General features: G+C 71.3%; 19 protein-coding genes and 1 riboswitch. Of the genes, 8 read left to right on the top strand and 11 right to left on the bottom strand.

The features are described from left to right. Genes ACIA6T_RS11425 through ACIA6T_RS11415 form a run of 3 tightly spaced genes read right to left on the bottom strand, consistent with a single transcriptional unit; the run spans nucleotide 1 to nucleotide 2,796 of the window. Nucleotides 1–912 carry an ABC transporter ATP-binding protein gene (locus ACIA6T_RS11425; RefSeq protein WP_385047006.1) on the bottom strand — a complete coding sequence of 304 codons (912 nt, stop codon included), beginning with the start codon at nucleotides 910–912 and terminating at the stop codon, nucleotides 1–3. After that, nucleotides 909–1,823 (bottom strand): ABC transporter permease subunit, encoded by a 915-nt coding sequence (locus ACIA6T_RS11420; protein WP_399446305.1) that lies wholly within the window; start codon nucleotides 1,821–1,823, stop codon nucleotides 909–911. The genes ACIA6T_RS11425 and ACIA6T_RS11420 overlap by 4 nt, the downstream gene beginning before the upstream one ends. Next, nucleotides 1,813–2,796, bottom strand: coding sequence for an ABC transporter ATP-binding protein (locus tag ACIA6T_RS11415; RefSeq protein WP_399446304.1), 984 nt, complete (start codon nucleotides 2,794–2,796; stop codon nucleotides 1,813–1,815). Before ACIA6T_RS11415 ends, ACIA6T_RS11420 begins: the two co-directional genes overlap by 11 nt. 158 nt (nucleotides 2,797–2,954) lie before the next feature. On the opposite strand from ACIA6T_RS11415, the gene ACIA6T_RS11410 reads away from it, so the two are divergent. The 4 genes from ACIA6T_RS11410 to ACIA6T_RS11395 all read left to right on the top strand — a co-directional run bounded on the left by ACIA6T_RS11410 (nucleotide 2,955) and on the right by ACIA6T_RS11395 (nucleotide 7,468). After that, nucleotides 2,955–4,715 (top strand): SDR family oxidoreductase, encoded by a 1,761-nt coding sequence (locus tag ACIA6T_RS11410; protein ID WP_399446303.1) that lies wholly within the window; start codon nucleotides 2,955–2,957, stop codon nucleotides 4,713–4,715. Between the two features lie 263 nt (nucleotides 4,716–4,978). Then, entirely contained in the window at nucleotides 4,979–5,527 is a 549-nt protein-coding gene (locus ACIA6T_RS11405) for an RNA 2'-phosphotransferase (RefSeq protein WP_399446302.1), read from the top strand. A gap of 63 nt (nucleotides 5,528–5,590) precedes the next feature. Next, entirely contained in the window at nucleotides 5,591–6,493 is a 903-nt protein-coding gene (locus ACIA6T_RS11400; protein WP_399446301.1) for an LLM class flavin-dependent oxidoreductase, read from the top strand. An 87-nt stretch (nucleotides 6,494–6,580) separates the two neighbouring features. Continuing rightward, nucleotides 6,581–7,468: an HAD hydrolase family protein gene (locus ACIA6T_RS11395; RefSeq protein WP_399446299.1), complete on the top strand. Its 888-nt coding sequence runs from the start codon at nucleotides 6,581–6,583 to the stop codon at nucleotides 7,466–7,468. A 1-nt stretch (nucleotide 7,469) separates the two neighbouring features. On the opposite strand, the gene ACIA6T_RS11390 is transcribed toward ACIA6T_RS11395, so the two are convergent. The 5 genes from ACIA6T_RS11390 to hisC form a co-directional block, all read right to left on the bottom strand. After that, nucleotides 7,470–8,522 (bottom strand): M23 family metallopeptidase, encoded by a 1,053-nt coding sequence (locus ACIA6T_RS11390; protein WP_399446298.1) that lies wholly within the window; start codon nucleotides 8,520–8,522, stop codon nucleotides 7,470–7,472. Between the two features lie 150 nt (nucleotides 8,523–8,672). Continuing rightward, complete coding sequence (cydD, locus tag ACIA6T_RS11385) at nucleotides 8,673–12,167, bottom strand: thiol reductant ABC exporter subunit CydD (protein ID WP_399446297.1); 3,495 nt, start codon at nucleotides 12,165–12,167, stop codon at nucleotides 8,673–8,675. A gap of 12 nt (nucleotides 12,168–12,179) precedes the next feature. Next, nucleotides 12,180–13,184, bottom strand: coding sequence for a cytochrome d ubiquinol oxidase subunit II (gene cydB / locus ACIA6T_RS11380; RefSeq protein WP_399446296.1), 1,005 nt, complete (start codon nucleotides 13,182–13,184; stop codon nucleotides 12,180–12,182). 20 nt (nucleotides 13,185–13,204) lie between these two features. Beyond that, nucleotides 13,205–14,710 carry a cytochrome ubiquinol oxidase subunit I gene (locus ACIA6T_RS11375; protein ID WP_399446295.1) on the bottom strand — a complete coding sequence of 502 codons (1,506 nt, stop codon included), beginning with the start codon at nucleotides 14,708–14,710 and terminating at the stop codon, nucleotides 13,205–13,207. 239 nt (nucleotides 14,711–14,949) lie between these two features. Next, nucleotides 14,950–16,029: a histidinol-phosphate transaminase gene (hisC, locus tag ACIA6T_RS11370; protein WP_399446294.1), complete on the bottom strand. Its 1,080-nt coding sequence runs from the start codon at nucleotides 16,027–16,029 to the stop codon at nucleotides 14,950–14,952. 441 nt (nucleotides 16,030–16,470) lie between these two features. Here hisC and ACIA6T_RS11365 point away from each other — a divergent pair, with 441 nt between their 5' ends. The 3 genes from ACIA6T_RS11365 to ACIA6T_RS11355 all read left to right on the top strand — a co-directional run bounded on the left by ACIA6T_RS11365 (nucleotide 16,471) and on the right by ACIA6T_RS11355 (nucleotide 20,292). Beyond that, the gene (locus ACIA6T_RS11365) at nucleotides 16,471–17,583 is read left to right on the top strand and encodes a LacI family DNA-binding transcriptional regulator (RefSeq protein ID WP_399446293.1); all 1,113 of its coding nucleotides are present in this window, start codon (nucleotides 16,471–16,473) and stop codon (nucleotides 17,581–17,583) included. Between the two features lie 564 nt (nucleotides 17,584–18,147). Continuing rightward, on the top strand, nucleotides 18,148–19,239 hold the full coding sequence (locus ACIA6T_RS11360) for a metallophosphoesterase (RefSeq protein ID WP_399446292.1): 1,092 nt from the start codon (nucleotides 18,148–18,150) through the stop codon (nucleotides 19,237–19,239). 183 nt (nucleotides 19,240–19,422) lie between these two features. Further along, the gene (locus ACIA6T_RS11355) at nucleotides 19,423–20,292 is read left to right on the top strand and encodes a hypothetical protein (RefSeq protein ID WP_399446291.1); all 870 of its coding nucleotides are present in this window, start codon (nucleotides 19,423–19,425) and stop codon (nucleotides 20,290–20,292) included. A gap of 103 nt (nucleotides 20,293–20,395) precedes the next feature. Here the strand turns inward: ACIA6T_RS11355 and ACIA6T_RS11350 are convergent, their stop codons facing one another. From ACIA6T_RS11350 to thiC, 3 genes are all read right to left on the bottom strand, one after another. Continuing rightward, nucleotides 20,396–21,964 (bottom strand): VWA domain-containing protein, encoded by a 1,569-nt coding sequence (locus ACIA6T_RS11350; RefSeq protein WP_399446290.1) that lies wholly within the window; start codon nucleotides 21,962–21,964, stop codon nucleotides 20,396–20,398. 211 nt (nucleotides 21,965–22,175) lie between these two features. Further along, on the bottom strand, nucleotides 22,176–23,042 hold the full coding sequence (locus ACIA6T_RS11345; protein WP_399446289.1) for a hypothetical protein: 867 nt from the start codon (nucleotides 23,040–23,042) through the stop codon (nucleotides 22,176–22,178). A gap of 240 nt (nucleotides 23,043–23,282) precedes the next feature. After that, nucleotides 23,283–25,094 carry a phosphomethylpyrimidine synthase ThiC gene (gene thiC / locus ACIA6T_RS11340; protein ID WP_399446288.1) on the bottom strand — a complete coding sequence of 604 codons (1,812 nt, stop codon included), beginning with the start codon at nucleotides 25,092–25,094 and terminating at the stop codon, nucleotides 23,283–23,285. Continuing rightward, nucleotides 25,087–25,276, bottom strand: a riboswitch (TPP riboswitch). It overlaps the preceding gene by 8 nt. A gap of 72 nt (nucleotides 25,277–25,348) precedes the next feature. Here thiC and ACIA6T_RS11335 point away from each other — a divergent pair. Further along, nucleotides 25,349–26,767, top strand: a complete 1,419-nt coding sequence (locus ACIA6T_RS11335) for a YibE/F family protein (protein WP_399446287.1) — start codon at nucleotides 25,349–25,351, stop codon at nucleotides 26,765–26,767. Nucleotides 26,768–26,815 lie beyond the last annotated feature (48 nt).

Below are 26,815 nucleotides of genomic sequence, written 5' to 3'. Positions count from 1 at the left end.
CTACGCGGCGACGAGATACGAGAAGACGGACTCGAGGGACTCGTCGGACGGCGAGACCGTGAGCAGCCGGATGCCGTGCTCGCGCGCGACCTTCGGCAGCAGGGCGGTGAAGCGGCCGAAGTCGACGGCCTGGATGCGCAGCGCGCCCTCGGCGTGGTCGACCTCGATGCCGGACGTCGACGGGTCGGCGATCAGCGCGGCCGCGAGGGCGCGGTCGTCGCTGGAGCGCACCAGGTAGCGGTGCGGGCGGTCCGTCATCAGGCGGCGGATCCTGCGGAAGTCACCGCTGGCCGCGTGCCGGCCGGCGACGACGACCTCGATGTGCCAGGCGAGCTGTTCGACCTCTTCGAGGATGTGGGAGGAGAACAGCACGGTGCGGCCCTCGTCGCCCATCCGCCGCAGCAGGTCCATCAGCTGCATGCGCTGGCGCGGGTCCATGCCGTTGAAGGGCTCGTCGAGGAGGAGCAGCGACGGCTGGTGGACCAGCGCGGACGCCATCTTCACGCGCTGCCGCATGCCCTTGGAGTAGGTGGCGATCTTGCGGTCCTGCGCGTACTCCATCTCGACCGTGGCCAGCGCCTGCTGGGCGGCCTTGGCGCCCAGACCGTGGAGTTCGGCGTTGGCGAGGACGAATTCGCGGCCGGTGAGGAAGTCGTACATCGCCTCGCGCTCGGGGACGATGCCGATGTGCCGGTAGATGGCCTCGTTGCGCCACACCTGCTGTCCGTCGAGGGTGACGGTGCCGGTGGAGGGGGCGAGGAAGCCGCCCATCATGTTGATGAGGGTGGACTTCCCGGCGCCGTTGGGGCCGAGCAGGCCGGTGACGCCGGGACCGATGGTCATGGTGATGTCGTTGACGGCGACCACGTTGCCGAACCAGCGGGAGACGTGGTCGATGCTGAGCGTGGTCACAGTCCCACCTTCTTGTAGCGACGCACCAGGAGGCCGTAGCTCGCGGCGATCAGGCCGAGGGTGAACAGGACGTAGACGACGCCCTCGGCGTTGCTCGGGCCCACCCCGCCCGGGAAGGCGGAACTCGCGCCCAGGAAGGCGGACTGCACGCCGTCGATGAGGGTGATCGGCGAGAACAGGCCGATCCAGGCGATGCCGTCGCCGCTGTTCTGGGTCTCCGCGATCGCCTGGAGGGTGGAGACCGCACCGTAGGAGATGGTCAGTACGGCGATGACGGCCGCGATGCCGAAGCCGCGGCGCGGGGTGACCGAGGCGATGACCAGGCCGATGCCGGCGAAGAGCAGCGAGAGCAGTGCCACGGAGACGAGTCCCTGCGCGAATCCCTTGGTCTGGTCGGTGAAGTCGAGCTTGGCCAGCAGCGCGCCGATGTACAGCACCAGCAGGGGAGCGGCGGTGAGGATGAACAGGGCCGACGCCAGCGCGGCGAACTTGGCGCGTACGTAGTCGGCGGTCTCGATGGGCCGCGAGAAGTACAGCGGTACGGTCTTGAAGCGCAGGTCGCGGGAGACGGACTGGGGTGCCTGCGAGGCGACGTACAGGCTGATGACGGCCTGCATGACGATCGCGTAGCGCGTGTAGTCGAGGGGCAGTTCCTTGGCCTTGGTGGCGACGGCGACGGCCACCATGATGGCGGCGGGCACGCACATCACCACGAACAGCAGCATCGGCAGCACCTTGGACTTCACCGAGCGGCCGAGGCCGTAGGCGCCGCGCAGGGACTGCGAGAACAGCGAGAGCCTGGCGTAGGAGCGGCCGAGGCGGGGGCCGTCGTAGGAGCGGTAGCCGATGTTGTGGATACGGGTGTCACCCGATGCAGTGGCTGGTGTCTGCGAGGACTGCTCAGTTGCCATGGCCGACCGCCTCCTTCCGCTGCGCGTCGTTGTCCGTGTCGTCCTTGAAGACCTCGGAGATGTGGTGCCGGCGCTGTTCCATGCGCACCAGGCCGAGGCCGAGGTCCGCGATGACGTCCCGGACCAGGTCGTAGGTGTCCTCGCCCTGCGCGGTGAGCAGCAGGATGTGTCCGGCGCCCGGCAGTCCGCTGCCGTCCTCGACGGTCACCCCGCGCGCGTGGAGCGCGTCGCGCACCGCGCGGGTGCCGTCCGGGTGCTCGTCGGTGTCGGTGACCTCGATCGCGAGGGTCGTGGTGTTCTGGGTGAAGTCCGTGGTGGAGCTGGAGCGCAGCAGCTTGCCGCCGTCGACGACCACGACGTGGTCGCAGGTGCGCTCCAGTTCGCCCAGCAGGTGGGAGGTGACCAGGACCGAGATGCCGAAGTCGGTGTGGATGCGGCGGATCAGGCCGAGCATCTCGTCGCGGCCGACCGGGTCGAGGCCGTTGGTGGGCTCGTCCAGGAAGACCAGCCGGGGGTCGTGCACGAGGGCCTGCGCGAGCTTCACCCGCTGCTTCATGCCGGTGGAGTAGCCGCCCATGGGGCGGTAGCGCTCCTCGTAGAGGCCGACGTGGCGCAGGGTGTCCGCGGTGCGCTCCCGCGCGGCGGTGGGCGGCAGGCCGGACATGCGCGCCATGTGGACGACGAACTCGGTGGCCGAGACGTCCGGCGGCAGGCAGTCGTGCTCCGGCATGTAGCCGACCCGTTCGCGGATGGCGGCGCCCTCGGTGGCGACGTCGAGTCCGAGCACTTCGGCGCGGCCCTCGGTGGCGGGGGACAGACCCAGCAGGATCTTGATCAGTGTGGACTTGCCGGCTCCATTGGCTCCGACGAGTCCGGTCACACCGGGCCCGACGTCCACGGAGAGCCGGTCAAGAGCGGTCACCCGGGGGAACCGCTTGCTCAGGCTTTCGGTCGCGATCACAGTCACGTCCATGACACTAGTGACCCGTACCACTCCGGTCGTCAGACCGGAGAGCCGTCTTGGTGTCCGTCTGGAGTCGTACGGGCCCGTAGGGGAGCCCTGCCTGAGAGTTATGCACAGGCTCCGGGGCACCGTTGACGGGCTCTGCGACAACTGCCACATTCGCCGGTGTGACGGGACTGAGGGGGGCGCGGGAGCGCCGGGTGCGTACGGGCGGGGTCGAGCTGTGCGTGGCCGAGCTGGGTGAGCGCGGGCGGCCGACGGTCGTCCTGGTGCACGGCTACCCGGACAGCAAGGAGGTGTGGTCGGAGGTCGCGTCCCGGCTCGCCGAGCGTTTCCACGTCGTGGCGTACGACGTCCGGGGCCACGGCCGGTCCACGGCGCCGCGCCCGCTGCGCGGCGGGTTCACCCTGGAGAAACTGACCGACGACTTCCTGGCCGTCGCCGACGCGGTCAGCCCGGACCGGCCGGTGCATCTGGTGGGGCACGACTGGGGTTCGGTGCAGTCCTGGGAGTTCGTCACGGTCGGGCGCACCGCGGGGCGGATCGCCTCCTTCACCTCGATGTCGGGGCCGTCGCTCGACCACTTCGGGCACTGGATCAACCGCCGTCTGAAGCGGCCCACCCCGCGCCGGGTCGGCCAGCTGCTGGGCCAGGGCGCCAAGTCCTGGTACGTGTACCTGCTGCACACGCCCGTGCTGCCCGAACTCGCCTGGCGCGGCCCCCTGGGCAGACGCTGGCCGCGGATCCTGGAGCGCGTCGAGAAGGTGCCCGCCGGCGGCGGCTACCCGACCCCGTCCCTGCCGTCGGACGCGGCCCACGGGGCCTGGCTCTACCGGGACAACGTGCGTCCCCGGCTGCGCAGCCCGCGCGCGGACGCCCACGCGCACGCGCCCGTGCAGCTCATCACGCCGCTGGGGGACGCGTTCCTCTCGGAGCGGCTCCACGAGGACCTGGAGCTGTGGGCGCCGCGGCTGACCCGGCGGACGCTGCCGGCCGGGCACTGGATCCCGCGCACCCGCCCCGACCTGCTGGCGACGTGGATCGGCGAGTTCGTGGCGTCCGTGGAGGACGGCCGGCCGGAGGTGACGGCTCCGGGCCGGTACGCCGACCGCTTCGGCGGGCAGCTGGTCCTGGTCACCGGGGCGGGCAGCGGGATCGGGCGGGCGACCGCGCTCGCCTTCGCGGAGGCGGGCGCGCGCGTGCTGGCGGTCGACCGGGACGCGGAGGCCGCGGCCCGTACCGCCGGGGAGGCCCGCGGTCGCGGAGCGGCGGCGGCCTGGGCGGAGACGGCGGACGTGTCCGACGAACAGGCCATGGAGAAGCTCGCCGAGCGGGTCACCACCGAGTACGGCGTGGTGGACGTCCTGGTGAACAACGCCGGCATCGGGCTGGGCGGCTCCTTCTTCGACACCACCCCGGAGGACTGGAGGAAGGTCCTCGACGTCAATCTGTGGGGGGTGATCCACGGCTGCCGGCTCTTCGGACGGCGGATGGCCGAGCGCGGACAGGGCGGCCACATCGTCAACGTCGCCTCGGCGGCGGCGTTCCAGCCGTCCAGGGCGCTGCCCGCCTACAGCACGTCCAAGGCGGCGGTGCTGATGCTGAGCGAGTGCCTGCGGGCGGAGCTGTCGGGCCGGGACATCGGTGTGACGGCGGTGTGCCCCGGGTTCGTGAAGACCTCCATCACCTCCACCGCGCGCTTCGCGGGCGCGGACGCCGAGGAGGAACGGCGGCTGCGGAGGCGGGCGGCCCGCCTGTACGGGCTGCGGAACTACCCGCCGGAGAAGGTCGCCGCCGCGATCCTGCGGGCGGTGGCGCGTGACGAGGCGGTGGTGCCGGTCACCCCGGAGGCGCGGACCGCGTACGCGCTGTCGCGGTGGATGCCGGGGGTGCTGCGGAGGATCGCGCGGGTGAAGCCGCCGGTGTGAGGGTGGCCGGTGTGAGGCCGGTCGGTGTGAGGCCGGTCGGTGTGAGGCCGGTCGGTGTGAGGCCGGTCGGTGTGAGGCCGGTCGGTGTGAGGCCGGTCGGTGTGGGGATGGTCGGTGTGGGGATGGTCGGTCTGAGGTCGGTCTGAGGTCGGTTGTCCACAGCGGGCGCCAATTCCCCTGTGGATAAACACACTTGGCTGTGGATCAAACCTCCGGAGCTAAATCGATCGCGTGATGCGCGTCTCTCCCGGCAATCTGAACGGATGGATGAAAGACGCACCGTGAAGGTGTCGAAGTACCTCTCCAAGCATCTGCGCCATCAGCCCGAGAGGATCGGGCTCGCCCTCGACGAGGGCGGCTGGGTCGAGATCGAGGCGCTGATCGCCGCGGCGTCCGCGCACGGCTTCCGGTTCACCCGGGAGGAACTGGACCACGTCGTCGCCGCCAACGACAAGCGGCGCTTCGCCGTCGAGGGCACCCGGATCCGCGCCAGCCAGGGCCACAGCGTCGAGGTCGACCTCGGCCTGGCACCGGCCGTCCCGCCGCCGTACCTGTACCACGGCACCGTCGCCCGGAACCTGGAGGCGATCCGTGCCGAGGGGCTGCGGCCCATGAACCGGCACGACGTGCACCTCTCCGCCGATCGCGGGACGGCGACCCGCGTCGGCGCCCGCCGGGGCCGCCCGGTCGTGCTGTCCGTGGACGCGGCCGCCATGCACCGGGACGGCCATGTCTTCCACATGAGCGCCAACGGCGTGTGGCTGACCCGGGCCGTGCCGAGCCGGTATCTGCGGTTTCCCGCGAGCCACTGAGGCGGAACACGGACGGCGTGATCGTTTCACGTGAAACACGGCTCGCCGCATAGGCTCGGTGGTATGACTCTGCGCCTGAGCACCGTGATCCTCCCGTACCGCCGCTGGCACGAGGGCAGCCGTTCGGCGTGGGTGCGTGCCGAGGAGCTCGGCTTCCACACGGGGTACACCTACGACCACCTGTCCTGGCGCACCTTCCGGGACGGCCCCTGGTTCGGCGCCGTTCCCACCCTGACCGCCGCCGCGGCCGTGACCGACCGGATGAGGCTGGGCACGCTGGTGACCTCGCCGAACTTCCGGCACCCGGTGACCCTCGCCAAGGAGCTCATCTCCCTCGACGACATCTCCGGTGGGCGCGTCACACTCGGGATCGGCGCGGGCGGCACCGGCTTCGACGCCACGGCGCTCGGCCAGGAGCCCTGGACACCCCGCGAGCGCGCCGACCGCTTCGCCGAGTTCGTGCCGCTGCTCGACCGGCTGCTCACCGAGGACTCGGTGTCGTACGAGGGTGATTTCTACGCGGCGCACGAGGCGCGCAACATCCCGGGCTGTGTGCAGCGGCCCCGGCTGCCGTTCGCCGTGGCGGCCACCGGACCGCGCGGACTGCGGCTCGCGGCACGCCACGGGCAGGCCTGGGTGACCACGGGCGATCCCCGGCTGTACGAGAACGGCACGCCCGAACAGTCGGTTCAGGCCATTCGCGGCCAGGCGGAGAAGCTGGCCGACGCCTGCGCCGAGCTCGGCCGGGACGTGACCGGGCTGGACAAGATCCTGCTCACCGGATTCACCCCGGACCGGGGCCGTCCGCTGGAGTCCCTGGACGCCTTCGTCGACTTCGCGGGCCGCCACGCCGAGCTGGGATTCACCGAGATCGTGATCCACTGGCCCATCCCCGACTCGGACTTCGCCGCGGACCAGAAGGTCTTCGAACGGATCGCCATGGAGGCGCCGGCGCAGCTGCGGTGACCCCGGCTGCCCCGGGGCGCGGGAAAGACCGCTGGTGACAGCGGTAACCACTCAGATGTGCGGAGTCCCGCACGGCCGTGCGGGCATATGCGGAACAATGGCCGGGTGACCTCAGCGACCCGACAGCCCGAGACCCAGGCAGCCCCCACTCGACCGCGGCTCATCGCCACCGACCTCGACGGCACCCTGCTGCGCGACGACAAGTCGGTGTCCCCGCGCACCGTCGCCGCGCTCGCCGCCGCCGAGGAGGCGGGCATCGAGGTCTTCTTCGTCACCGGCCGCCCGGCCCGCTGGATGGACGTCGTCAGCGACCACGTCCACGGCCACGGCCTCGCCATCTGCGGCAACGGCGCGGCCGTCGTCGACCTGCACGGCGGCCCCGGCGCGCACCGCTTCGTGAAGGTGCGCGAGCTGCCCCGGAAGAACGCGCTGGACGCCGTACGGCTGCTGCGCGAGGCGGCGCCGGGCACGGTGTACGCCGTGGAGCAGACCTTCGGCTTCAACCAGGAGCCGGCGTACCCGAAGCTGCACATGGAGGTCCCGGACACGCTCGCTCCCGCCGAGGAGCTGCTGGCCCCGGACTCCCACACCGCCGGCGAGCCGGTGCTCAAGATCCTCGCCCACCACCCCGAACTCGACCCCGACGCCTTCCTGACCCTGGCCCGGCTCGCCGTCGGCGACCGTGCCAACGTCACCCGCTCCAGCCCCAGCGCCCTGCTGGAGATCAGCGGCCCCGAGGTGTCCAAGGCCAGCACGCTCGCCCTGTGCTGTGCCGAGCGCGGCATCTCGCACGAGGAGGTCGTCGCCTTCGGTGACATGCCGAACGACGTCGAGATGCTGACCTGGGCCGGCCGTTCCTACGCGATGGGCAACGCCCACCCGGACGTGATCACCGCCGCCTCGGGCCGCACGGTCGCCAACAACGACGACGGGGTGGCCGTGGTGATCGAGCGGCTGCTGAACGAGCACCCGTAGCTCAGAGCGACACCCCGTGCCGCGCCAGCCACGGCACGGGGTCCACCGCCGACCCCGTCTCCGGCGTGACCCGCACCTCGAAGTGCAGATGCGGGCCCGTGGAGTTGCCGCTGGTGCCGGACTGGCCGATCCACTGTCCGGGCGTGACCCGCTCCCCCTGGTCGACGGCGACGGCCGCGAGATGGGCGTACTGCGTGTGGTAGCCGCCCGCGTGCCGGATCACGATCTCGATGCCGAAGGCGCCCCCGCAGGACACCTTCACCACCTCCCCGGCGCCCGCGGCCCGCACCGGCGTGCCGATCGGCACCGCGAAGTCCTGCCCGGTGTGCCGGTTCGCCCACCGGGCGCCGCCGCTGCCGTAGGAGGCGGACAGTTCGTACGTCTCCACCGGCGCCACCCAGCTGGTGGTGAACCGCGTCCTGGGCTGGTCGAGACGGACCGCGCCGCGGCAGGCGCCGGCCGCGACGGAGGCGTCCGCCTGGCCCTGGAGCTTCCACCGCGCCGCTTCGAGTTTCCGCTCGATGTCCCGCCGCAGGGCGGCGAGCTCCGTGTTCCGCTCCTCCAGCCTCTGCCGTGCCGCCGCGGCCTTCGCCTCGTCTCGGGCGAGCCGGGCCTCGGCCCGTTCGCTCCTGCCGATCGCCTTGTCGAGCGACATCTCCGCCTGCCGCACCACCCGCTGACCCCGCATCAGCTCTTCGGGGTCGTCGGCGAGCAGCATGTGCGCGGTGAGCGGCAGCCCGCCGCCGTCCCGGTACTGGGAGCTCGCGATCCGGCCCAGGTCCTCGTGCAGCACGGCCGTCTCCCGCCGCTCCCGGTCGAGCCGCTCCTCCAGCCGCTGCCCCTTGGCCCGCTGCTCCTCGGCCTCGCGTCGGCCGGCCTCGTACCGCTCCGTTGCCGCCGCCGCCTCCTCGTACAGCCGCGCCACCTCCGCGCTGACGCCGGACGCGGAGCCGTGACCGGGGGCGTGGTCGCCGTCGGCGGGCCGGGCGGCGAGCACGGCGAGCGCGCACAGCAGCACGGCGGTGAGCAGCGGATGGCGGCGGGTGAAGCGCATGACTGCGATCCTGTCCCCCGCCCCGGCGCACGGTCCTGTTCATGTCGTACACATGGGGGACCACTGGCCCCGTACGGACCAGCGATACCGCCGAACAGCCGTCTTCTCCGCCGCGCTTGACGTCCCGTCACGCGGAGTGCGTCCACCGGGCTAGCGTGCCGCCACCAGGAGTCCGGCCTGCTCCTCCCGGCGCGCCATCGCCCGCAACGGACCGGCAGCGGCCACCAGTCCGGCGTACGGACCGCGCTGCACCACCCGTCCCTCGTCCAGCACGACCACCTCGTCCACCGCCTCCAGACCGGCCAGCCGGTGGGTGATGAGCAGCGTCGTACGGCCCTCGGTGGCGGCCAGCAGGTCGGCGGTGAGCGCGTCGGCGGTCGGCAGGTCGAGGTGTTCGGCGGGTTCGTCCAGCACCAGCACGGGGAAGTCCGCGAGCAGCGCCCGGGCGAGCGCCAGCCGCTGCCGCTGCCCGCCGGACAGCCGCGCCCCGTGCTCGCCGACGAGCGTGTCGAGCCCGTCGGGCAGGCCGTCGGCCCACTCCAGCAGCCGGGCCCGGCGAAGAGCGTCGCGCAGCTCGTCCTCGGTCGCGTCCTTCCTGGCGAGCAGCAGGTTCTCCCGTACCGAGCTGTTGAAGAGGTGCGCGTCCTGCGCGCACAGTCCGACCAGCCGCCGCACGTCGTCGCCGTCCAGGGCGTACGCGTCCACCCCGGCCAGGGTGTAGGCGCCCGCGTCCGGGTCCAGGAACCGCAGCAGCGCCTGCGCGAGGGTCGTCTTCCCGGAGCCGGACGGGCCGACCACCGCGATCCGGCGGCCCCGTTCCAGCGTCAGGTCCACCCCGGCGAGCGCGTCCCGGTCCTGCCCGGGGTGCCGGGCGGCCAGCCCCTTGACCACGAGCGGGAACGGCGACGCGGGCGCCTGCCGGGGGGCCTCCGGCTCCCGTACGGGCACCGGGGCGTCCAGGACCTCGTACACGCGCTCGGCGCTCCGGCGCACCCGCTGCCGGTACTGCACGGCGAGCGGCATCCCGAGGACGGCCTCGAACACGGCCAGCGGAGTGAGGACGACGACGGCGAGGGCCACACCGTCCAGCCGGCCGGCGGCCACGGCCTGAACGCCGACGAGGGCGGCGCCCGCGACGGTCAGTCCGGAGATCAGCGCGGTGAGCCCGTCGCCGAGCGCGATGGCGGTGGCGGCGCGCGAGGCGATCCGGGTGAGCGTGCCGTCGGCCCGGCGCGCCTCCGCGGCCCGTGCGGGCAGGGCACCGGAGACGGTCAGCTCGGCGGTGCCGGTGAGCAGGTCGGTCACGCGGGTCGCGAGGACGCCCCGCGCCGGTGCCAGCCTGCGCTCCGCGCGCCGGGCCACGGCACCGGTCAGCAGGGGCACGCCGGAGCCCGCCGCGAGCAACCCGGCCGCGAGGACGGCCCCGGCCTCGGGCAGCAGCCAGGCGGTGAAGCCCACGGACAGGGCGGAGACGGCGACGGCCGCACCGGCCGGCAGCAGCCAGCGCAGCCAGTAGTCCTGGAGCGCGTCCACGTCGGAGACCAGCCGGGAGAGCAGGTCGCCCCGGCGGGCGCCGCGCAGTCCGGCGGGCGCCAGCCGCTCAAGGCGCCGGTACACCGCGACCCGGGTGTCGGCCAGCATGCGCAGCACGGCGTCGTGCGACACGAGCCGCTCGGCGTAGCGGAACACGGCCCGGCCGATGCCGAAGGCGCGGGTCGCCGTCACGGCCATCATCAGATACAGCACGGGCGGCTGCTGGGAGGCCCGGGAGATGAGCCACCCGGAGGTCGCCATGAGCCCGACGGCGCTGCCCAGGGCGAGGGTGCCGAGCAGCAGCGCGAGGGTGATCCGCCCCCGCCGGGCGCCGGACAGGGCACGGACTCGGGCGAGGACACCGCCCGGGACCGTGTCCGCCTCGGACCCGGCGGGTTCGCTGACCGGCGCAAAAGCGCCTTCTGCGGCCGACGCGGGGCTGGCCGCCCGGTGTACGGGCTCCCCGTGGACGCCCGCGGGAGCCGGTTCCGCGAGCCGCACCACCCGGTCCGCGACGGCCAGCAGCGCCGGCCGGTGCACCACGAGCAGCACCGTCCGTCCGGCGGCCAGCCGCCGCACCGCCGCCACGACATCGGCCTCGGTGGCGCCGTCCAGCGCGGCCGTCGGCTCGTCGAGCAGCAGGACGGGCCGGTCCGCGAGGAACGCACGGGCCAGCGCGAGCCGCTGCCGCTGCCCGGCCGACAGTCCCGTTCCGTCCTCACCGAGCACGGTTTCGGCACCGTCCGGCAGCGCGTCCACGAACTCCAGCGCCCCGGCGTCCCGCAGGGCGCGCCGCACGGCGTCGTCGTCCGCGTCGGGCCGGGCCAGCCGTACGTTCTCGGCGATCGTCCCGGCGTACAGGTGCGGCCGTTGCGGCACCCACGCGACGCGGCCGTGCCACTCGGCGAGGTCGAGTCCGGCGAGGTCGGCTCCCCCGATCCGCACCCGGCCCCCGGTGGGGCGGACGAACCCGAGCAGCACGTTCAGCAGGGTCGACTTGCCCGCGCCGCTCGGTCCGACGAGCGCGACCGTCTCCCCGGGGGCGACGGTGAAGGACACGTCCGTCACCGCGTCCGTGGACCGGCCGGGGTGGCGGACCGTCACGTCCTCGAAGGCGAGGGCACCCGTCGGCACCGCCGCCGTCCCCGGCGCGGGCACGGGCGTCTCCAGTACCGAGAAGATGTCCTCGGCCGCTCCCAGCCCTTCCGCCGCCGCGTGGTACTGGGCGCCGACCTGCCGCAGCGGCAGATAGGCCTCGGGCGCCAGGATCAGGACGATCAGACCGGTGTAGAGATCCAGCTCGCCGTAGACGAGCCGCATGCCGATCGTCACGGCGACCAGCGCCACCGAGAGCGTGGCGAGCAGTTCCAGCGCGAAGGAGGAGATGAAGGCGATCCGCAGCGTCCGCATGGTCGCCCGCCGGTACTCGGCGGTGATCCGGCGGATCGACTCCGCCTGCGCCTTGGCCCGTCCGAAGACCTTCAGCGTCGGCAGTCCTGCGACGACGTCCAGGAAGTGGCCCGACAGCCGGGACAGCAACAGCCACTGACGGTCCATCCGGGACTGGGTGGCCCAGCCGATCAGCACCATGAAGACCGGGATGAGCGGCAGGGTGCCCACGATGATCGCCGCCGAGACCCACTCCTCGGTGACGATCCGCGCCAGCACCGCCACCGGGACGACCACCGCGAGTCCCAACTGGGGGAGGTAGCGCGAGAAGTAGCCGTCGAGGGCGTCGACCCCGCGGGTGGCCAGGGCGACCAGCGATCCGGTGCGCTGACCGTCCAGCCACCCCGGTCCCAGCGCCGTCGCCCGCTCCAGCAGCCGCCCCCGCAGCTCCGACTTGACCGCGGCGCTCGCCCGGTGCGCGGCCAGCTCGGTCAGCCAGCCGACCAGTCCGCGGCCGGCCGCGACGACGACGAGAAGCAGCAGGGGGGTGCCGAGTTCACCGGCGGACAGTCCGTCCTGGAACGCGCCCACCACGATCTCGGCGATGAGCATGGCCTGGGCGATGACCAGCACCGCCCCGAGGGCCCCCAGGCCGACGACCGCCGCCAGGAAGCCACGGGTGGCACGGGCGTACCGGAGCAGGCGCGGATCGATCGGTTTCACGTGAAACACACCTCAGTGCACGGGATCGGCGATGTGCTGGGTGCCGATCCGCTTGCGGAACACCCAGTACGTCCAGCCCTGGTAGAGCAGCACCACCGGTGTGGCGATCACCGCGAGCCAGGTCATGATCTTCAGGGTGTAGGGGCTGGAGGAGGCGTTGGTGACGGTCAGGCTCCAGTCGGCGTCCAGGGTGGACGGCATGACGTTCGGGAACAGCGTCAGGAAGAGCATCGCCACCGCGGCCACGATGGTGAGGCCGGACAGGGTGAACGACCATCCTTCGCGGCCCGCCTGGTTCGCCAGCAGGGCGGCGACCAGTGCGGCGACCGCCACGACCAGCGCGACCAGGCTGGTGCCGTCGCCGCGGTCGGCCTGGGTCCACAGCAGGAAGGCCGACGCCAGTACGGCGGTGACGAGACCGACGCGCAGGGCCAGCCTCCGTGCCCGCTCCCGGATCTCACCGACCGTCTTCAGGGCCGTGAAGACCGTGCCGTGGAAGGTGAACAGCGTCAGCGTGACCAGGCCGCCCAGCAGCGCGTAAGGGTTGAGCAGGTCCCAGACGTTCCCCACGTACTCGAACTCGGCGTCGATCTTCACCCCGTGCACGATGTTCCCGAAGGCCACGCCCCACAGGAAGGCCGGGAGCAGCGAGGTCCAGAAGATCGCCGTCTCCCAGTTGCGCTGCCAGTTCTCCTCCGGCCGCTTGGCCCGGTACTCGAAGGCGACACCGCGGACGATCAGACAGACCAGGATGAGCAGCAGCGGCAGGTAGAAGCCGGAGAAGAGGGTGGCGTACCACTCGGGGAAGGCGGCGAAGGTCGCGCCGCCGGCCGTGAGCAGCCACACCTCGTTGCCGTCCCAGACGGGGCCGATGGTGTTGATCAGCACCCGCTTCTCGGCGCGGTCGCGGGCGAGCAGCCGGGTGAGGATGCCGACCCCGAAGTCGAAGCCCTCCAGGAAGAAGTAGCCGGTCCACAGGACGGCGATCAGGACGAACCAGACGTCGTGCAGTTCCATGACGGTGCAGCTCCCTCGGCCTAGTACGAGAAGGCCATCGGCTTGTCGGCGTCACGGACGTCGCCGCCGAGCTTCGTGGGCGGGTTGAGGTCGGAGTCACTGAGCTCGGGCGGGCCCGCCTTGACGTACTTGGCGAGCAGCTTGACCTCGATGACGGCCAGGACGGCGTAGAGCAGGGTGAAGACGGACATCGAGGTGATGACCTCGGCCGTGGAGACACCGGGGGAGACCGCGTCCTCGGTCCGCATCACTCCGTAGACGACCCAGGGCTGCCGGCCCATCTCGGTGAAGATCCAGCCCCAGGCGTTGGCGATCAGCGGGAACGCCATGGTCCACAGCGCCAGGAGCCAGTAGAGGCGGGTGAGCCGGGAGCCGAGGGGCCGCTTCAGCAGCACCAGGCGCGGCACCTCGTCCTCGCCGGTGCGGTGGGCGGCCGGGAGCAGGAACTTCTTGCGGGTGAGCCACAGCCCGAGGAGGCCGAGCGAGAAGGAGGCCATGCCGAAGCCGATCATCCAGCGGAAGCCCCAGTAGGCGACCGGGACGATGGGCTTGTAGTCGCCGGGGCCGAACTTCTCCTGGAGGGCCTCGTTGGTGTCGTTGATGCCGGGCACGTACGACTCGAAGTCGCTGTGGGCGAGGAAGGACAGCAGGCCGGGGATCTCCAGGGCGACCTTGTTGTGGCCCTGGTCGACGTCGCCGTAGGCGAACACGGAGAACGGCGCCGGTTCCTCGCCGTCCCACAGGGCCTCGGCTGCGGCCATCTTCATCGGCTGCTGCTCGTACATGACCTTGCCGAGGGTGTCGCCGCTGATCGCGGTGAACAGTCCGCCGACGGCCAGGGTGACCAGGCCGAGCCGGAGCGAGGTCCGCATCACCGGGATGTGCTTCTTGCGCATCAGGTGGAAGGCGGCGATGCCCACCATGAAGGCGCCGCCGGTCAGGAAGGCCGCCGAGAAGCTGTGGAAGACCTGGTTGAGGGTGGTGTTCTGGGTGAGCACCAGCCAGAAGTCGGTGAGCTCGGCGCGGCCCTTCTCCTCGTTGATCCGGTAGCCGACCGGGTGCTGCATCCAGGAGTTGGCGGCGAGGATGAAGTACGCCGACAGCAGGGTGCCGATCGAGACCATCCAGATGCAGGCCAGGTGGATCCTCTTGGGCAGCTTGTCCCAGCCGAAGATCCACAGCCCGATGAAGGTGGACTCGAAGAAGAAGGCGATCAGGGCCTCGAAGGCGAGCGGGGCACCGAAGACGTCACCGACGAACCGCGAGTAGTCGGACCAGTTCATGCCGAACTGGAACTCCTGCACGATGCCGGTGACCACCCCCATCGCGATGTTGATCAGGAAGAGCTTGCCCCAGAACTTCGTCGCCTTGAGGTACTTCTCCTTCTCCGTGCGCACCCAGGCGGTCTGCAGCCCCGCGGTGAGGGCGGCGAGGGAGATCGTCAGGGGAACGAAGAGGAAGTGGTAGACGGTGGTGATACCGAACTGCCATCGCGCCAGGGTCTCCGGCGCCAGAGCCAGATCCACGTCGTCGCTCCTTACTTCGCCGTGGTCGCGGCGGCCTGCTTGATCCCGTTCGTCCCCGACATCTCGGAGGAAAACGGGATGCGCTTGTGAACGCGTTCACATTCACAAGCAATTATGACCTACTGCTTTTCTGACCGGGAAGGGGGGTCCCCTGTGACGTCAACCCCTCTGCGCGCGCTTCCGGCACACACGAAGGCGGCCGACGGGCAAGCCGCCGGCCGCCTGGACGTACGCGCCGGTCAGAGCTGCCTGCGGAAGCCTTCCGTCACCTTCAGGAAGATGTCGTTCGCCTCGGTCTCGCCGACCGTGACCCGCACGCCCTCCCCGGGGAACGGCCGGACGACCACGCCCGCCTGCTCACACGCCTGCGCGAACGCCGCCGTGCGCTCCCCCAGCCGCAGCCAGACGAAGTTGGCCTGGGTCTCGGGCACCGTCCAGCCCTGGTCCCGCAGCGCGTCCATCACGCGGTTGCGCTCACAGACCAGCGAGCCGACCCGGCCGATCAGCTCGTCCTCGGCACGCAGCGAGGCGATCGCCGCGTCCTGCGCGATCTGGCTCACCCCGAACGGCACCGCCGTCTTGCGCAGCGCCGCCGCCACCGGCTCGTGGGCGATGGCGAAACCGACGCGCAGCCCCGCCAGGCCGTACGCCTTGGAGAAGGTCCGCAGGACGCAGACGTTGGGCCGCTCGCGGTAGATCTCGACGCCGTCCGGCACCTCGGTGTCCCGGATGAACTCGCGGTAGGCCTCGTCGAGCACCACCAGGACATCACTCGGCACCCGGTCGAGGAAGCGCTCCAGCTCGGCCCGCCGCACGACCGTGCCGGTCGGGTTGTTGGGGTTGCAGACGAAGACGAGCCGGGTCCGGTCGGTGACCGCCTCGGCCATCGCGTCCAGGTCGTGCACATCGCCCGGGGTCAGCGGCACCTTGACCGAGGTGGCACCGCTGATCTGCGTGATGATCGGGTACGCCTCGAAGGACCGCCAGGCGTAGATCACCTCGTCGCCCGGGCCCGCCGTGGCCTGCACCAGCTGCTGGGCGACACCGACCGATCCGGTGCCGGTGGCCACGTGGGACACCGGGACGCCGAAGCGCTCTGACAGCTCGGCCATCAGCGCCGTACAGGCCATGTCCGGGTACCGGTTGAAGGAGGAGGCCGCGGCCGTCACGGTCTCCATCACGCCCGGCAGCGGCGGATAGGGGTTCTCGTTGGAGGACAGCTTGTACGCCACCGGTCCGTCGGCCGCCGCCGGCCTGCCCGGCTTGTACGTGGGGATCCCCTCCAGCTCGGCACGCAGCTTGGGGCTCGTCTCGCTCACCGCAGTCCTCCTCGCGAAGACCGGCGGCACCCGTGTCCGCCGCCGACATCCAATACTGCTCACCTTAAGAGGATTCGCCGCCGCTGCGTAGAGGAGCGGCGGACGCTCACGCCTGCCTCGTACGTCACAGCGGCAACAAGGGCAACGTAACCCGAAGGTGTACGAATGGCGTGCGGGCCAGGGGCGCGCTGTACATATATCTACGCGCCGGTGGCTTGCGCCGTGGCGCGCGTCCCCCGTGCAGGTGAGTTGAGACCTCTTCGCAACATCGCACCCACGGCAGGCTCGCATGCGCCGACACGCCAGCTCCTGGCATGGGAACGTTCAACGTCCTTTACTTCCAAGGTAATTGGCTCTAAATGATCATGCAGAAACGTGCCTGTCAATACGTGCATATGCGTCCGCCCTACCCCACCGCATGAGCCCTACTATCGGCTCGCCATGACAGCAGCAGGGAAGCACCAGGTGAGCCGCGCGGATACCTCACGCCGAGGCAGCCGGCCGGAACGAGCGGGCATCAGGGACGTGGCCGCCGCCGCCGGAGTCTCCATCACGACCGTCTCCGACGCCCTCAACGGCAAGGGCAGGCTCCCGGACGCCACCCGGCGCCACGTCCGCGAGGTGGCCGACAGACTGGGGTACCGCCCCTCGGCCGCCGCCCGTACGCTCCGCACCGGGAAGTCCGGACTCATCGGCCTGACCGTGACGACGTACGGGGATGAACCTTTCACCTTCACCGAGTTCGCGTACTTCGCCGAGATGGCGCGCGCCGCCACCTCCGCCGCGCTCGCCCGCGGCTACGCCCTCGTCATCCTGCCCGCGACCTCCCGCCACGACGTGTGGTCCAACGTCGCCCTGGACGGCACGGTCGTCATCGACCCCTCCGACCAGGACCCGGTCGTCAGCGAGCTGGTCCGCCAGGGCTTACCGGTCGTCTCCGACGGCCGCCCGGCCGGCTCGCTGCCGGTCACCGCCTGGGTCGACAACGACCACGAGGCCGCCGTGACGGGCATCCTCGACCACCTCGCCGACGCCGGCGCCCGCCGCATCGGCCTGCTCACCGGCACCACCACCGACACGTACACCCACCTGTCGACCACCGCGTATCTGCGCTGGTGCGAGCGCGTGGGCCAGGACCCGGTCTACGAGGCCTACCCGGCGCACGATCCGTGCGCGGGCGCCGTCGCCGCCGACCGGCTGCTCGCCCGCCCCGACCGGCCCGACGCCGTCTACGGCCTGTTCGATCCGAACGGCACCGACCTGCTCGCCGCCGCCCGCCGTTACGGCCTGCGCGTCCCGGACGACCTGCTGCTCGTCTGCTGCAGCGAGTCCACGGTCTACGCCAACACCGAGCCGCCCGTCACCACGCTCTCCCTCAAACCGCGCCGCATCGGCACGGCGGTGATCCAGCTGCTCATCGACGCCATCGAGGGGGTCGACTCGGACCAACCGGTGGAGCAGGTCATACCGACCGAGCTGATCGTGCGGACCTCCTCGCAGCGGCGTCCGCCCCGTACGACGGTCAGTCCGCCGAGGTCGCCGAAGGGGTCGTGAGGCGGAGGCCCGCGTGGGGGCCCGTGTGGGGGTGCGTCGTGGGGCCGGGGGTGTGGTGCGGCGAGGCCGCCGCAGTCGGGCCCGTACCGTGCTGCCGCAGTGAACCGGGGTGGGGACCGGGTAAGCGGCGGCCTCCGCCGCACCACCACACCCCACTCCCGCGGATGGGCGCCTGCGGGAGCCCCGGTGGTCGGGATGCGGGGGCGCCACGGTGGGGCGTATCGCGGTCGGAGCGTGGAGCTTCCGCTTCCGGAGGGGGGAAGCGGCAGTTCCGCGGCGACCCGGAGGAGAGGAAAGAAAGGGCTCTCCGGTCGCCCCTCCGGGCGAAACAGGCGGGCCCCCGGAACACGATGGTGGCCGGTCACTGGCGGAAGCGCGCGGCAGGGGCGAGTCCAGGGCGGACGAAGACCGCCTCAAACGGGGCGAAAGCCGCGGTGAACCGGAGTCTTGCTCTGATTCACCACCCCTGGGTCATCACACGGCGCGATCCGCATTCCTATGATGGGCCCACGACACCGCGGGCCGCTGCGACCAGGCAGTCCGACGCGGTGCAGAAGCGGCGCGATGGTGGAGGGGTCGATGACTCAGGGGGCCGGTCAGGGACCCGAGGTGGAGCGGACGGCGACGTTGCGCGACTTCCGGGTACCCGCGTACGTCCACGAGACCGGTCCGTACGCCCAGAGCACGCACCCCGGCGACGTCGTCCCGCCCTCCGAGGAGACCTACCCGGAGGGATACACACCCACCCAGCGGGACCTCCCCATCATCAATCGGGGTGACACTGTTCAGGTGACCGTCGACCCCGCGTCCGCCCCCGCCCCGCAGCCCGCCACCGGCCAGGGACCGCTGTACGTGGTCGGCGACGTCCACGGCTACCTCGACGAGCTGGTGGCCGCCCTCCAGGAGCAGGGCCTGCTCGACCCGGCGGGCCAGTGGTGCGCCGGCACCGCGCGGCTGTGGTTCCTCGGCGACTTCACCGACCGCGGCCCGGACGGCATCGGCGTCATCGACCTCGTGATGCGGCTGTCCGCCGAGGCCGCCGCCGCCGGCGGCTACTGCAAGGCCCTCATGGGCAACCACGAGCTGCTGCTGATCGGCGCCAAGCGGTTCGGCGACACCCCCGTCAACTCCGGGGCCGGCACCGCCACCTTCCAGGCGGCCTGGCTGCTCAACGGCGGGCAGAAGACCGACATGGACCGCCTCCAGGACCACCACCTGCAGTGGATGTCCCGCCTCGACGCCGTCGAGGCGGTCGACGGCCATCTGCTGCTGCACTCCGACACCACCGCCTACCTCGACTACGGCCGCTCCATCGAAGAGGTCAACGACACCGTCCGCGAGACGCTCACCCGCAACGACGCCGACGAGGTCTGGGACCTGTTCCGCAAGTTCACCAAGCGGTTCTCCTTCCGTGACGAGGGCGGCGCCGACGCGGTGCGCTCCCTGCTGGATACGTACGGCGGCACCCGGGTCGTTCACGGCCACAGCCCGATCCCCTATCTGACGGGTCAGGTCGGTTCCGAGGACGACGAGGACGACAGCGGCCCCGTGGTCACCGGACCTCATGTCTACGCCGACGGACTCGCCATCGCGATGGACGGCGGGGTCACCATGGCCGGAAAACTGCTGGTCCAGCAACTGCCGCTGGGCGTCTGACGGTTCAGCGGGCCGTGACCGTGCGGCCCGAAACCGCCCCGTGCACGTGCCAATTTCGGTAAACCCCCTGTCACCGCGCGCCGTCACCGCTCTACCATCGGCTTATCCGTAGCAGGCTCCCCTCCGTTTCTGCCCGACGGCTCGTCAGCATGCCGAGCCCCAAGCCCTACGGAGCATCGGGGGATGCACATGAACAGCGTTCCGCAGCACCTGCTGAGCGAGGACCGCCGGGAATACCAGCGGATTCTCGATGAGGCGCTGCGCTCCGCACCACACCACCCGGAACTGGCCGCGGTCGGACAGCGGCTCAACTCGGAACAACTGCGCACGATGGCACTCGACGCCACGGCGATCATCACGACGGCCGCGGCGACCGAGTACCAGCACTATGTGAAGGTCCGCGAGGAACGGCGCCGGCCACCGGAGTCGTCCACCCCGTCCGTCCGTGAGTCCGGCCCCACCGAGCCGGGCACGAACGCGATGGGGCTCGCCGCCACCATGGGAGAGGTCGCCGAGACCACCGGGGCCGGCGCCCTCGCCGTCGTCGCCGTCCTGGCACCCGTCCTGGCCGGAACCGCGGCCGCGATCTTCCTGCTCGTCGGCTACGTCCTGCGGATGCTCGACCCCGACGCCGCGTTCGCCCGGACCATGCTCACCACGGGGTGGGTGTTCGGCGCGGTGACGGCGGTCGCCATCCTCGTCGCCGCCGTGGGCCTGCTGCTCACCGCACTGCGCAACAAGCCCTCGGCGCTCGGCAGGTCGTACGACGAACTCGACGGGGAGGTGGCCCTGGCCAGGGACGCCTGGCGCGATGCCCTGCTGGAGCGGGGGATCCTGCCGTTCCTGCGGGACGCGCTCACCGACCCGGCGACGGTCACCGCGCTGCAGCACACGGCACCGCCTCCGCCGACCAGCCGTATCCCGCACCTGGGGTACGGCCGGCCGGGCTTCTCCAGCCCGGAGGAGGGAGCGGCCCGTGGCACACGGCCGAGCTACTCCAGCCCGGACTACTCGAGCCCGGACTTCGGGGGACCGGAGCACCGGCCGGAGTAGCCGGGCGGCCCGTCCGTCGGCTTGCGCTCTCCGTACCGGAGGCGCGAGCCGGATGGACGGATCCGACGACGGGCCGGACGGCCGGGCCGGGCCGGGCCGGGTCTCAGAGGATGCCCGCCCGTCCCGCGGCCGTGATCCACTGCGGGAACTCGGAGAGCAGACGGTCGTACAGCTCCGCGTCCGGCACGGTGCTGATGTCGTCGACGGCGAAGAACCCGACGTTGTCGACACGGCGTCCCGGCAGCGTGTCGAACCGCTCCAGCACGCCGTAATTTGACTTTCCCAGCCCCACGAACTGCCAGAAGACCGGTTCCTCCACCGCCTCACGGAGCTCGCGCTCGATCTCCTTGTTGCGGTAGACGCCGCCGTCGGAGAAGAACAGGACGAGGGTCGGAGCGGACGTGGGCTCGCCCCGGACGAACGCCCGCACCTCGGCGATGACCTTCTGCTCCTCGTTCTGGATGCCCACCTCCCGCATGTCGACCTGGCTGGGCTCCAGCCCTTTCTTCCGTCCGCGCCGGAACAGGCCCACCTCCCCCACCCGCACATGCAGCCGCAGCCACTCGGGAAGCTCACCCAGCCGCAGATCCGGCAGCCGGGCCGGGTTCGAGGCGAACGTCCAGGCCTGCATCTCACCGTCGTCGTCCAGCTGCGCGGCGACCGCCGCCATCCGCTCGACGACGTCGGCCACGACCCCCTTGGAGTACAGGAAGGACATGGACCCGGAGGCGTCGAGTACGAGGATGACGCGTGCGGTGACCTCGGCGGCCCCGTGCTTGCGCAGACTGACCGCCACCTGTTCCTTGCGCAGCGACAACCGCTTGCGCATGTCGACGGGCAGCCTCTCCTCGCCCTTGGTGAGCCGCGGAGCACCGGGGTGGGGGTGGGGCACGGCAGACTGCTGGGCGGGCGCGGCCGGCACGGCGGGAGGCACGGGCGGGGGCGGCGGAACCGGGGCCGAGGTGGCCGCGGATGAGACCGGCGGGGCCGGGGGCGCGGCGGCCACGGGGGAAGCGGACGGGACCGGGGGCGCGGCGGCCACGGGGGAAGCGGACGGGACCGGGGGCGTGGCGGCCACGGGGGAAGCGGACGGGACCGGGGGCGTGGCGGCCACGGGGGAAGCGGACGAGGCCGGGGGCGCGTCGTCCACGGTGATGCCGAAGTCCGTGGCCAGACCCGCGAGTCCGGAGGCATACCCCTGCCCCACCGCCCGGAACTTCCACTTCCCCTGCCGTCGGTACAACTCGCCGCCGATGAACGCGGTCTCCGTCCCCGCCGCCATGTCGAACCGGGCCAGCTCGGTCCCCGCCCCGGCGTCGAGCAGCCTGAGCACCAGTCCCGGCACCTGCCCGAACGTCCCGCCGTCCGCCGACGCGCACAGCACGATCCGCTCGACCGCCCCCTCCACGGCCCCCAGGTCCACCTCCACGGTGTCGGTCGTGTCCCGCGCTCCGCGCTGTTTCCCGAGATGCGTCACGGCGCCGGACGTGTGACGAGGCTGGTTGTAGAAGACGAGGTCCCCGTCGTCCCGCACCCGCCCGGCCTCCGTGAGGAGCAGCGCCGAGGCATCGATGTCGGGCACACCGGCCCCGGCCGCCCAAGCGAGCACAACGCGCACCACGCGGGCATCGACGGGAAGATTGGACCCCTTGCTCATCGGACTCGCTGTCATGGGGCCAGTCTGCCCACCCGCCCCGGCGAAGGGGAGGGGCCACCACACCTGCCGCCCCGCGGAAGCGGCACCCACGACGGGCACCGCCCCCGCGTCGCCCGCGGCGAACGCCCGGTCCGCGATCGGCAGGCGCACGCGGTTGCCCGCCGCCGCGAACCCCTTCGGCTTCTGAGCCGTCCCCTCCTCGGTCTCGTCCCGGCTTCCGCCGTGTTCACGACGGATGTCCCGGAAAGCTCCGTCGATGACCGCACGAGGCTGGTGTGCACCACAGGCGGCGGAGAATCCGCGTCTCGACCCGTTCGACGGTCGAGCGGCCGAAGGCGTGCACGAGAGCGAGGTGGAACAGCGTGGGTGCCGTCACCGCCCACCGGTGGACGCGGTCCTCCCGCAGCAGGTACCTGACCACCGTCGCCGGACGGAAGGGGACGAAGTCGATGGTCCGGTGCTCCCACCGGTCGGCGACGCCCCGGCTCATGCGCGTCTTGAGGCCCGTGCTTCCGAGGTCCTTCAGCCGTGCGTGGAAGTGGGCGCCCCAGCCCCGACCGTCCACGTCCAGCACGAGGGCCAGGAGGTCGAGCGAGTATGCGTGGAACTCCAGGGACAGTCCCTCCCGCATTCCGCGGCGGGTCACCGCGTGGAGATCGGACGCGTTCCTCCCGGAGGAATCGATGTGTCTCGACAGTCCCTCGTTGACGGAGGAGTTCCAGACGCCCGGTGCCGTACGGACCCGATCGCCGCGTCGGGTCACCACGAGCATGTCGTCGGCGGTGACCACCGCGGCATTGACGCCCAGGCCGCACTGCAGAAAGGAGGGGGCCTTCGACGGCTCGTCCGGATCCAGGTAACGGGACCGGGGCGTCGTACCGTCCGGAAGCCGGCGGTCGAGTTGTCGCGCGGCCAGGAAGGTGCAGTAGTCGGTCGGACGGAGCCTCAGGTGCACCTCGGACTTCTCTTCGAGAGCGGTACGGGAGACGTCCAGGGAATCGACGGCGTACCGCGGACCGTTCCACAGCGGAGCTCCTCCCTCCGCTCGCAGCCGCTCGCTCTCCTCGGCTGTCTCGTCCCGCCAGCCGGTCATGTCCGGAGGCAGTTCCCCCACGCAGGCGCGGGAATCTGAGCACGGAGTGGTGCGAGAGGTGCCCGATCGGTCCCATGGTTCGGCGCTCACGGCGTTGTCCGCCGTTCCACGCCCAGGACCCGGGCGGCGACCCCTTGGGTTCAAGGGGCCTCCGCCGTCACCCGCACGACACCACGAGGTGACGGAGCCGGAGAATCCGGTCCGGTACGCGGCACACCGGACCGGATTCCCGGGAAGGACTCAGTCGGCCAGCGGGAGGTACACCCGGTTGCCCGCCTCGGCGAACTCCCTGGACTTCTGGAGCATGCCCTCGGCGATCTCCTCGGGGGAGGCCCCCTCGGCCGCCGTACCGCCGAACCGCTCCGTGATGCTTTGACTGATCTTCATGGAACAGAACTTCGGGCCGCACATCGAGCAGAAGTGGGCCGTCTTGGCGGGTTCCGCCGGCAGGGTCTCGTCGTGGAACTCGCGTGCCGTGTCCGGGTCGAGAGCGAGGTTGAACTGGTCCTCCCACCGGAACTCGAAGCGGGCGTCGGACAGCGCGTCGTCCCACTCCTGGGCACCCGGGTGGCCCTTGGCGAGGTCGGCGGCGTGGGCTGCGATCTTGTAGGTGATGACGCCGGTCTTGACGTCGTCACGGTTGGGCAGGCCCAGGTGCTCCTTGGGCGTGACGTAGCAGAGCATGGCCGTGCCCCACCAGGCGATCATCGCGGCGCCGATGCCGGACGTGATGTGGTCGTACGCGGGCGCGACGTCCGTCGTCAGCGGGCCGAGCGTATAGAACGGGGCTTCATCGCAGATCTCCTGCTGAAGGTCGATGTTCTCCTTGATCTTGTGCATCGGGACATGCCCCGGGCCTTCGATCATGGTCTGAACGTTGAAACGCTTCGCGACCGCGTTGAGTTCCCCGAGCGTGCGCAACTCCGCGAACTGCGCCTCGTCGTTGGCGTCCGCGATGGACCCGGGCCGCAGGCCGTCGCCGAGCGAGTACGTGACGTCGTACGCGGCGAGGATCTCGCAGAGCTCCTCGAAGTTCTCGTACAGGAACGACTCCTTGTGGTGCGCCAGGCACCACGCGGCCATGATCGAGCCGCCGCGCGAGACGATGCCGGTCTTGCGGTTCGCGGTGAGCGGCACGTACGCCAGACGCACGCCCGCGTGGACCGTCATGTAGTCCACGCCCTGCTCGGCCTGCTCGATGACCGTGTCCTTGTAGATCTCCCAGGTCAGTTCCTCGGCCCGGCCGTCGACCTTCTCCAGGGCCTGGTAGAGCGGCACGGTGCCGATGGGGACGGGGGAGTTCCGCAGCACCCACTCGCGGGTGGTGTGGATGTTCCGGCCGGTGGAGAGGTCCATAACCGTGTCGGCGCCCCAGCGGGTCGCCCAGGTCATCTTCTCGACCTCCTCCTCGATGGAGGACGTCACCGCCGAGTTGCCGATGTTGGCGTTGACCTTCACCAGGAACCGCTTGCCGATGATCATCGGCTCGATCTCCGGGTGGTTGACGTTGGCCGGCAGCACCGCCCGGCCCGCCGCGATCTCCTCGCGGACCACTTCGGGCACGACGTTCTCCCGGATCGCCACGTACTCCATCTCGGGCGTGATCTCGCCACGGCGCGCGTACGCGAGCTGTGTGACCGCCTGACCCGCGCGGCCCCGGCGCGGCAGGCGCGGCCGGCCGGGGAACACGGCGTCCAGATTGCGCAGGCCCCCGCGCGGAGAGGTGTGCTTGATCCCGTCGTCCTCGGGACGGACGGGACGGCCCGCGTACTCCTCCGTGTCACCGCGGGAGATGATCCAGTTCTCCCGCAGCGGAGCCAGGCCCCGGCGGACGTCGGTGTCGACGAGCGGATCGGTGTACGGGCCCGATGTGTCGTACAGCGTGACCGACCGCCCGTTGGTGAGGTGCACCTGGCGGACCGGCACCCGCAGGCCGGGGCGTGTGCCCTCGACGTACGCCTTGTGCCAGCCGACGGACTTCCCGGCCTCCGTGTTCTCCTCCTGGGCGGAGTTCTGCGTGGAGGCAGGCGTGCGTGCGTCCTTGTTGGTCATGAGACCTACTCCCTACGCCGGCATTACCCGGTAACAGGTTCGGCGGTCGACGCAGCGGTTTCCGTCTGCCGACGTTCCGTGGGAAACATCACTCGCCTTCGGTGATGTTTCATGTGAAACGTCGCTGGGACGGAGGTCAGCGCCCTCTCAGCCCGGTGCTCCGAGCTCCCGCGTGTACAAAAGCGACTCCACGCTAGCGTCATTTCTGGCGCGGTGAACAGAGGGCCCCATCCCGTTCTTGCGATGATCGGGCGGTGACCCCCACTCAACCTCCTCCGTTTCCACCGCCCGAACCGTCGCGCGCGCCCGGCGCCGGAGACGGCGGCGGCCACGCCCACGGGCACGGGCACAGCCACGGTCACGGCCCGGCGGCGCCCGTCTCCCAGCACCTGCGCAAGGTCATCGCGGCGATCCTCATCCCGTTCGCGGCGGCGGTGCTGATCGGGCTCGCCGTGCTGTGGCCGGGCGGTGCCCCGGCGCACGAGCGCACCGGCGTCGGCTTCGACCGGCAGACGCAGCACGCCACGGTCACCAAGGTGGTCGAGCTGAGCTGTCAGTCCGTCAACGCCTCCGGAGGCGTCCCGACCGGCGACACCTCCACCGCCGAGGGCTCCTCCGCCCAGCAGCAGGCGGACGGCACCTGCAAGAAGGCGACGATCCGGGTCGACACCGGTGACGACAAGGGCCGTACGTTCAACGAGATCGTGCAGCCGGACCAGTCCCGGCAACTGCACGAGGGCCAGAAGGTCGTGGTGGCCTACGAGCCCTCCGCGCCCGAGGACCTCCAGTACTCGGTCACCGATGTGAACCGGCGCTTCCCGCTGGCGCTGCTCGCGGGCGTCTTCGCGCTCGCCGTCGTGGCCGTGGGGCGGCTGCGCGGCGTCATGGCGCTGGTCGCACTGGCGATCAGCTTCCTGGTGCTCAACTTCTTCATCCTGCCCGCGATCCTGCAGGGGTCGAACCCGCTGGTCGTGGCGGTGGTGGGGGCGAGCGCGATCATGCTGATCGCGCTGTACCTGTGCCACGGGCTGTCGGCGCGTACGTCGGTGGCGGTGCTCGGCACACTGATCTCGCTGCTGCTGATCGGCTTCCTGGGTTCGGTGTTCATCGAGTGGGCCGCGCTGACCGGCAACACCGACGACAACACCGGTCTGATCCACGGGCTGTATCCCGGGATCGACATGAGCGGTCTGCTGCTGGCCGGCGTCATCATCGGTTCGCTCGGTGTCCTCGACGACGTGACGGTCACCCAGACGTCCGCGGTCTGGGAGCTGCACGAGGCCAACCCGTCGACAGGCTGGCGCGGGCTGTACCGCGCGGGCATCCGCATCGGCCGCGATCACATCGCGTCCGTGGTCAACACGCTGGTCCTCGCCTACGCGGGCGCCGCGCTGCCGCTGCTGCTGCTGTTCTCCATCGCGCAGAGCAGCGTGGGGACGGTCGCCAACAGCGAGCTGGTCGCGGAGGAGATCGTGCGCACCCTGATCGGCTCGATCGGCCTGGTGGCCTCGGTGCCGGTGACCACGGCCCTGGCCGCGCTGGTGGTCTCCGCCGACCGCCCGACGGCTCAGGCGCAGGGACACGGACCGGCACAGACGCAGGGAGCCGGGCAGGCATCGGACGCGCGGCCGGCCGTGGGGCGCGGCGGGCGGGGCAGGCGCCGTAAGCGCTGATGTCCCGCGTGGCGGGCGGAGCGCGCTGAAGCGTTCCGCCACCGGTCC

Origin of the sequence: Streptomyces sp. NPDC051740, assembly GCF_044453165.1 — a bacterium.
In the GTDB taxonomy this organism is placed as follows: Bacteria; Actinomycetota; Actinomycetes; order Streptomycetales; family Streptomycetaceae; genus Streptomyces; species Streptomyces atrovirens.
This window is presented reverse-complemented; position numbering and strand designations above follow the sequence as displayed.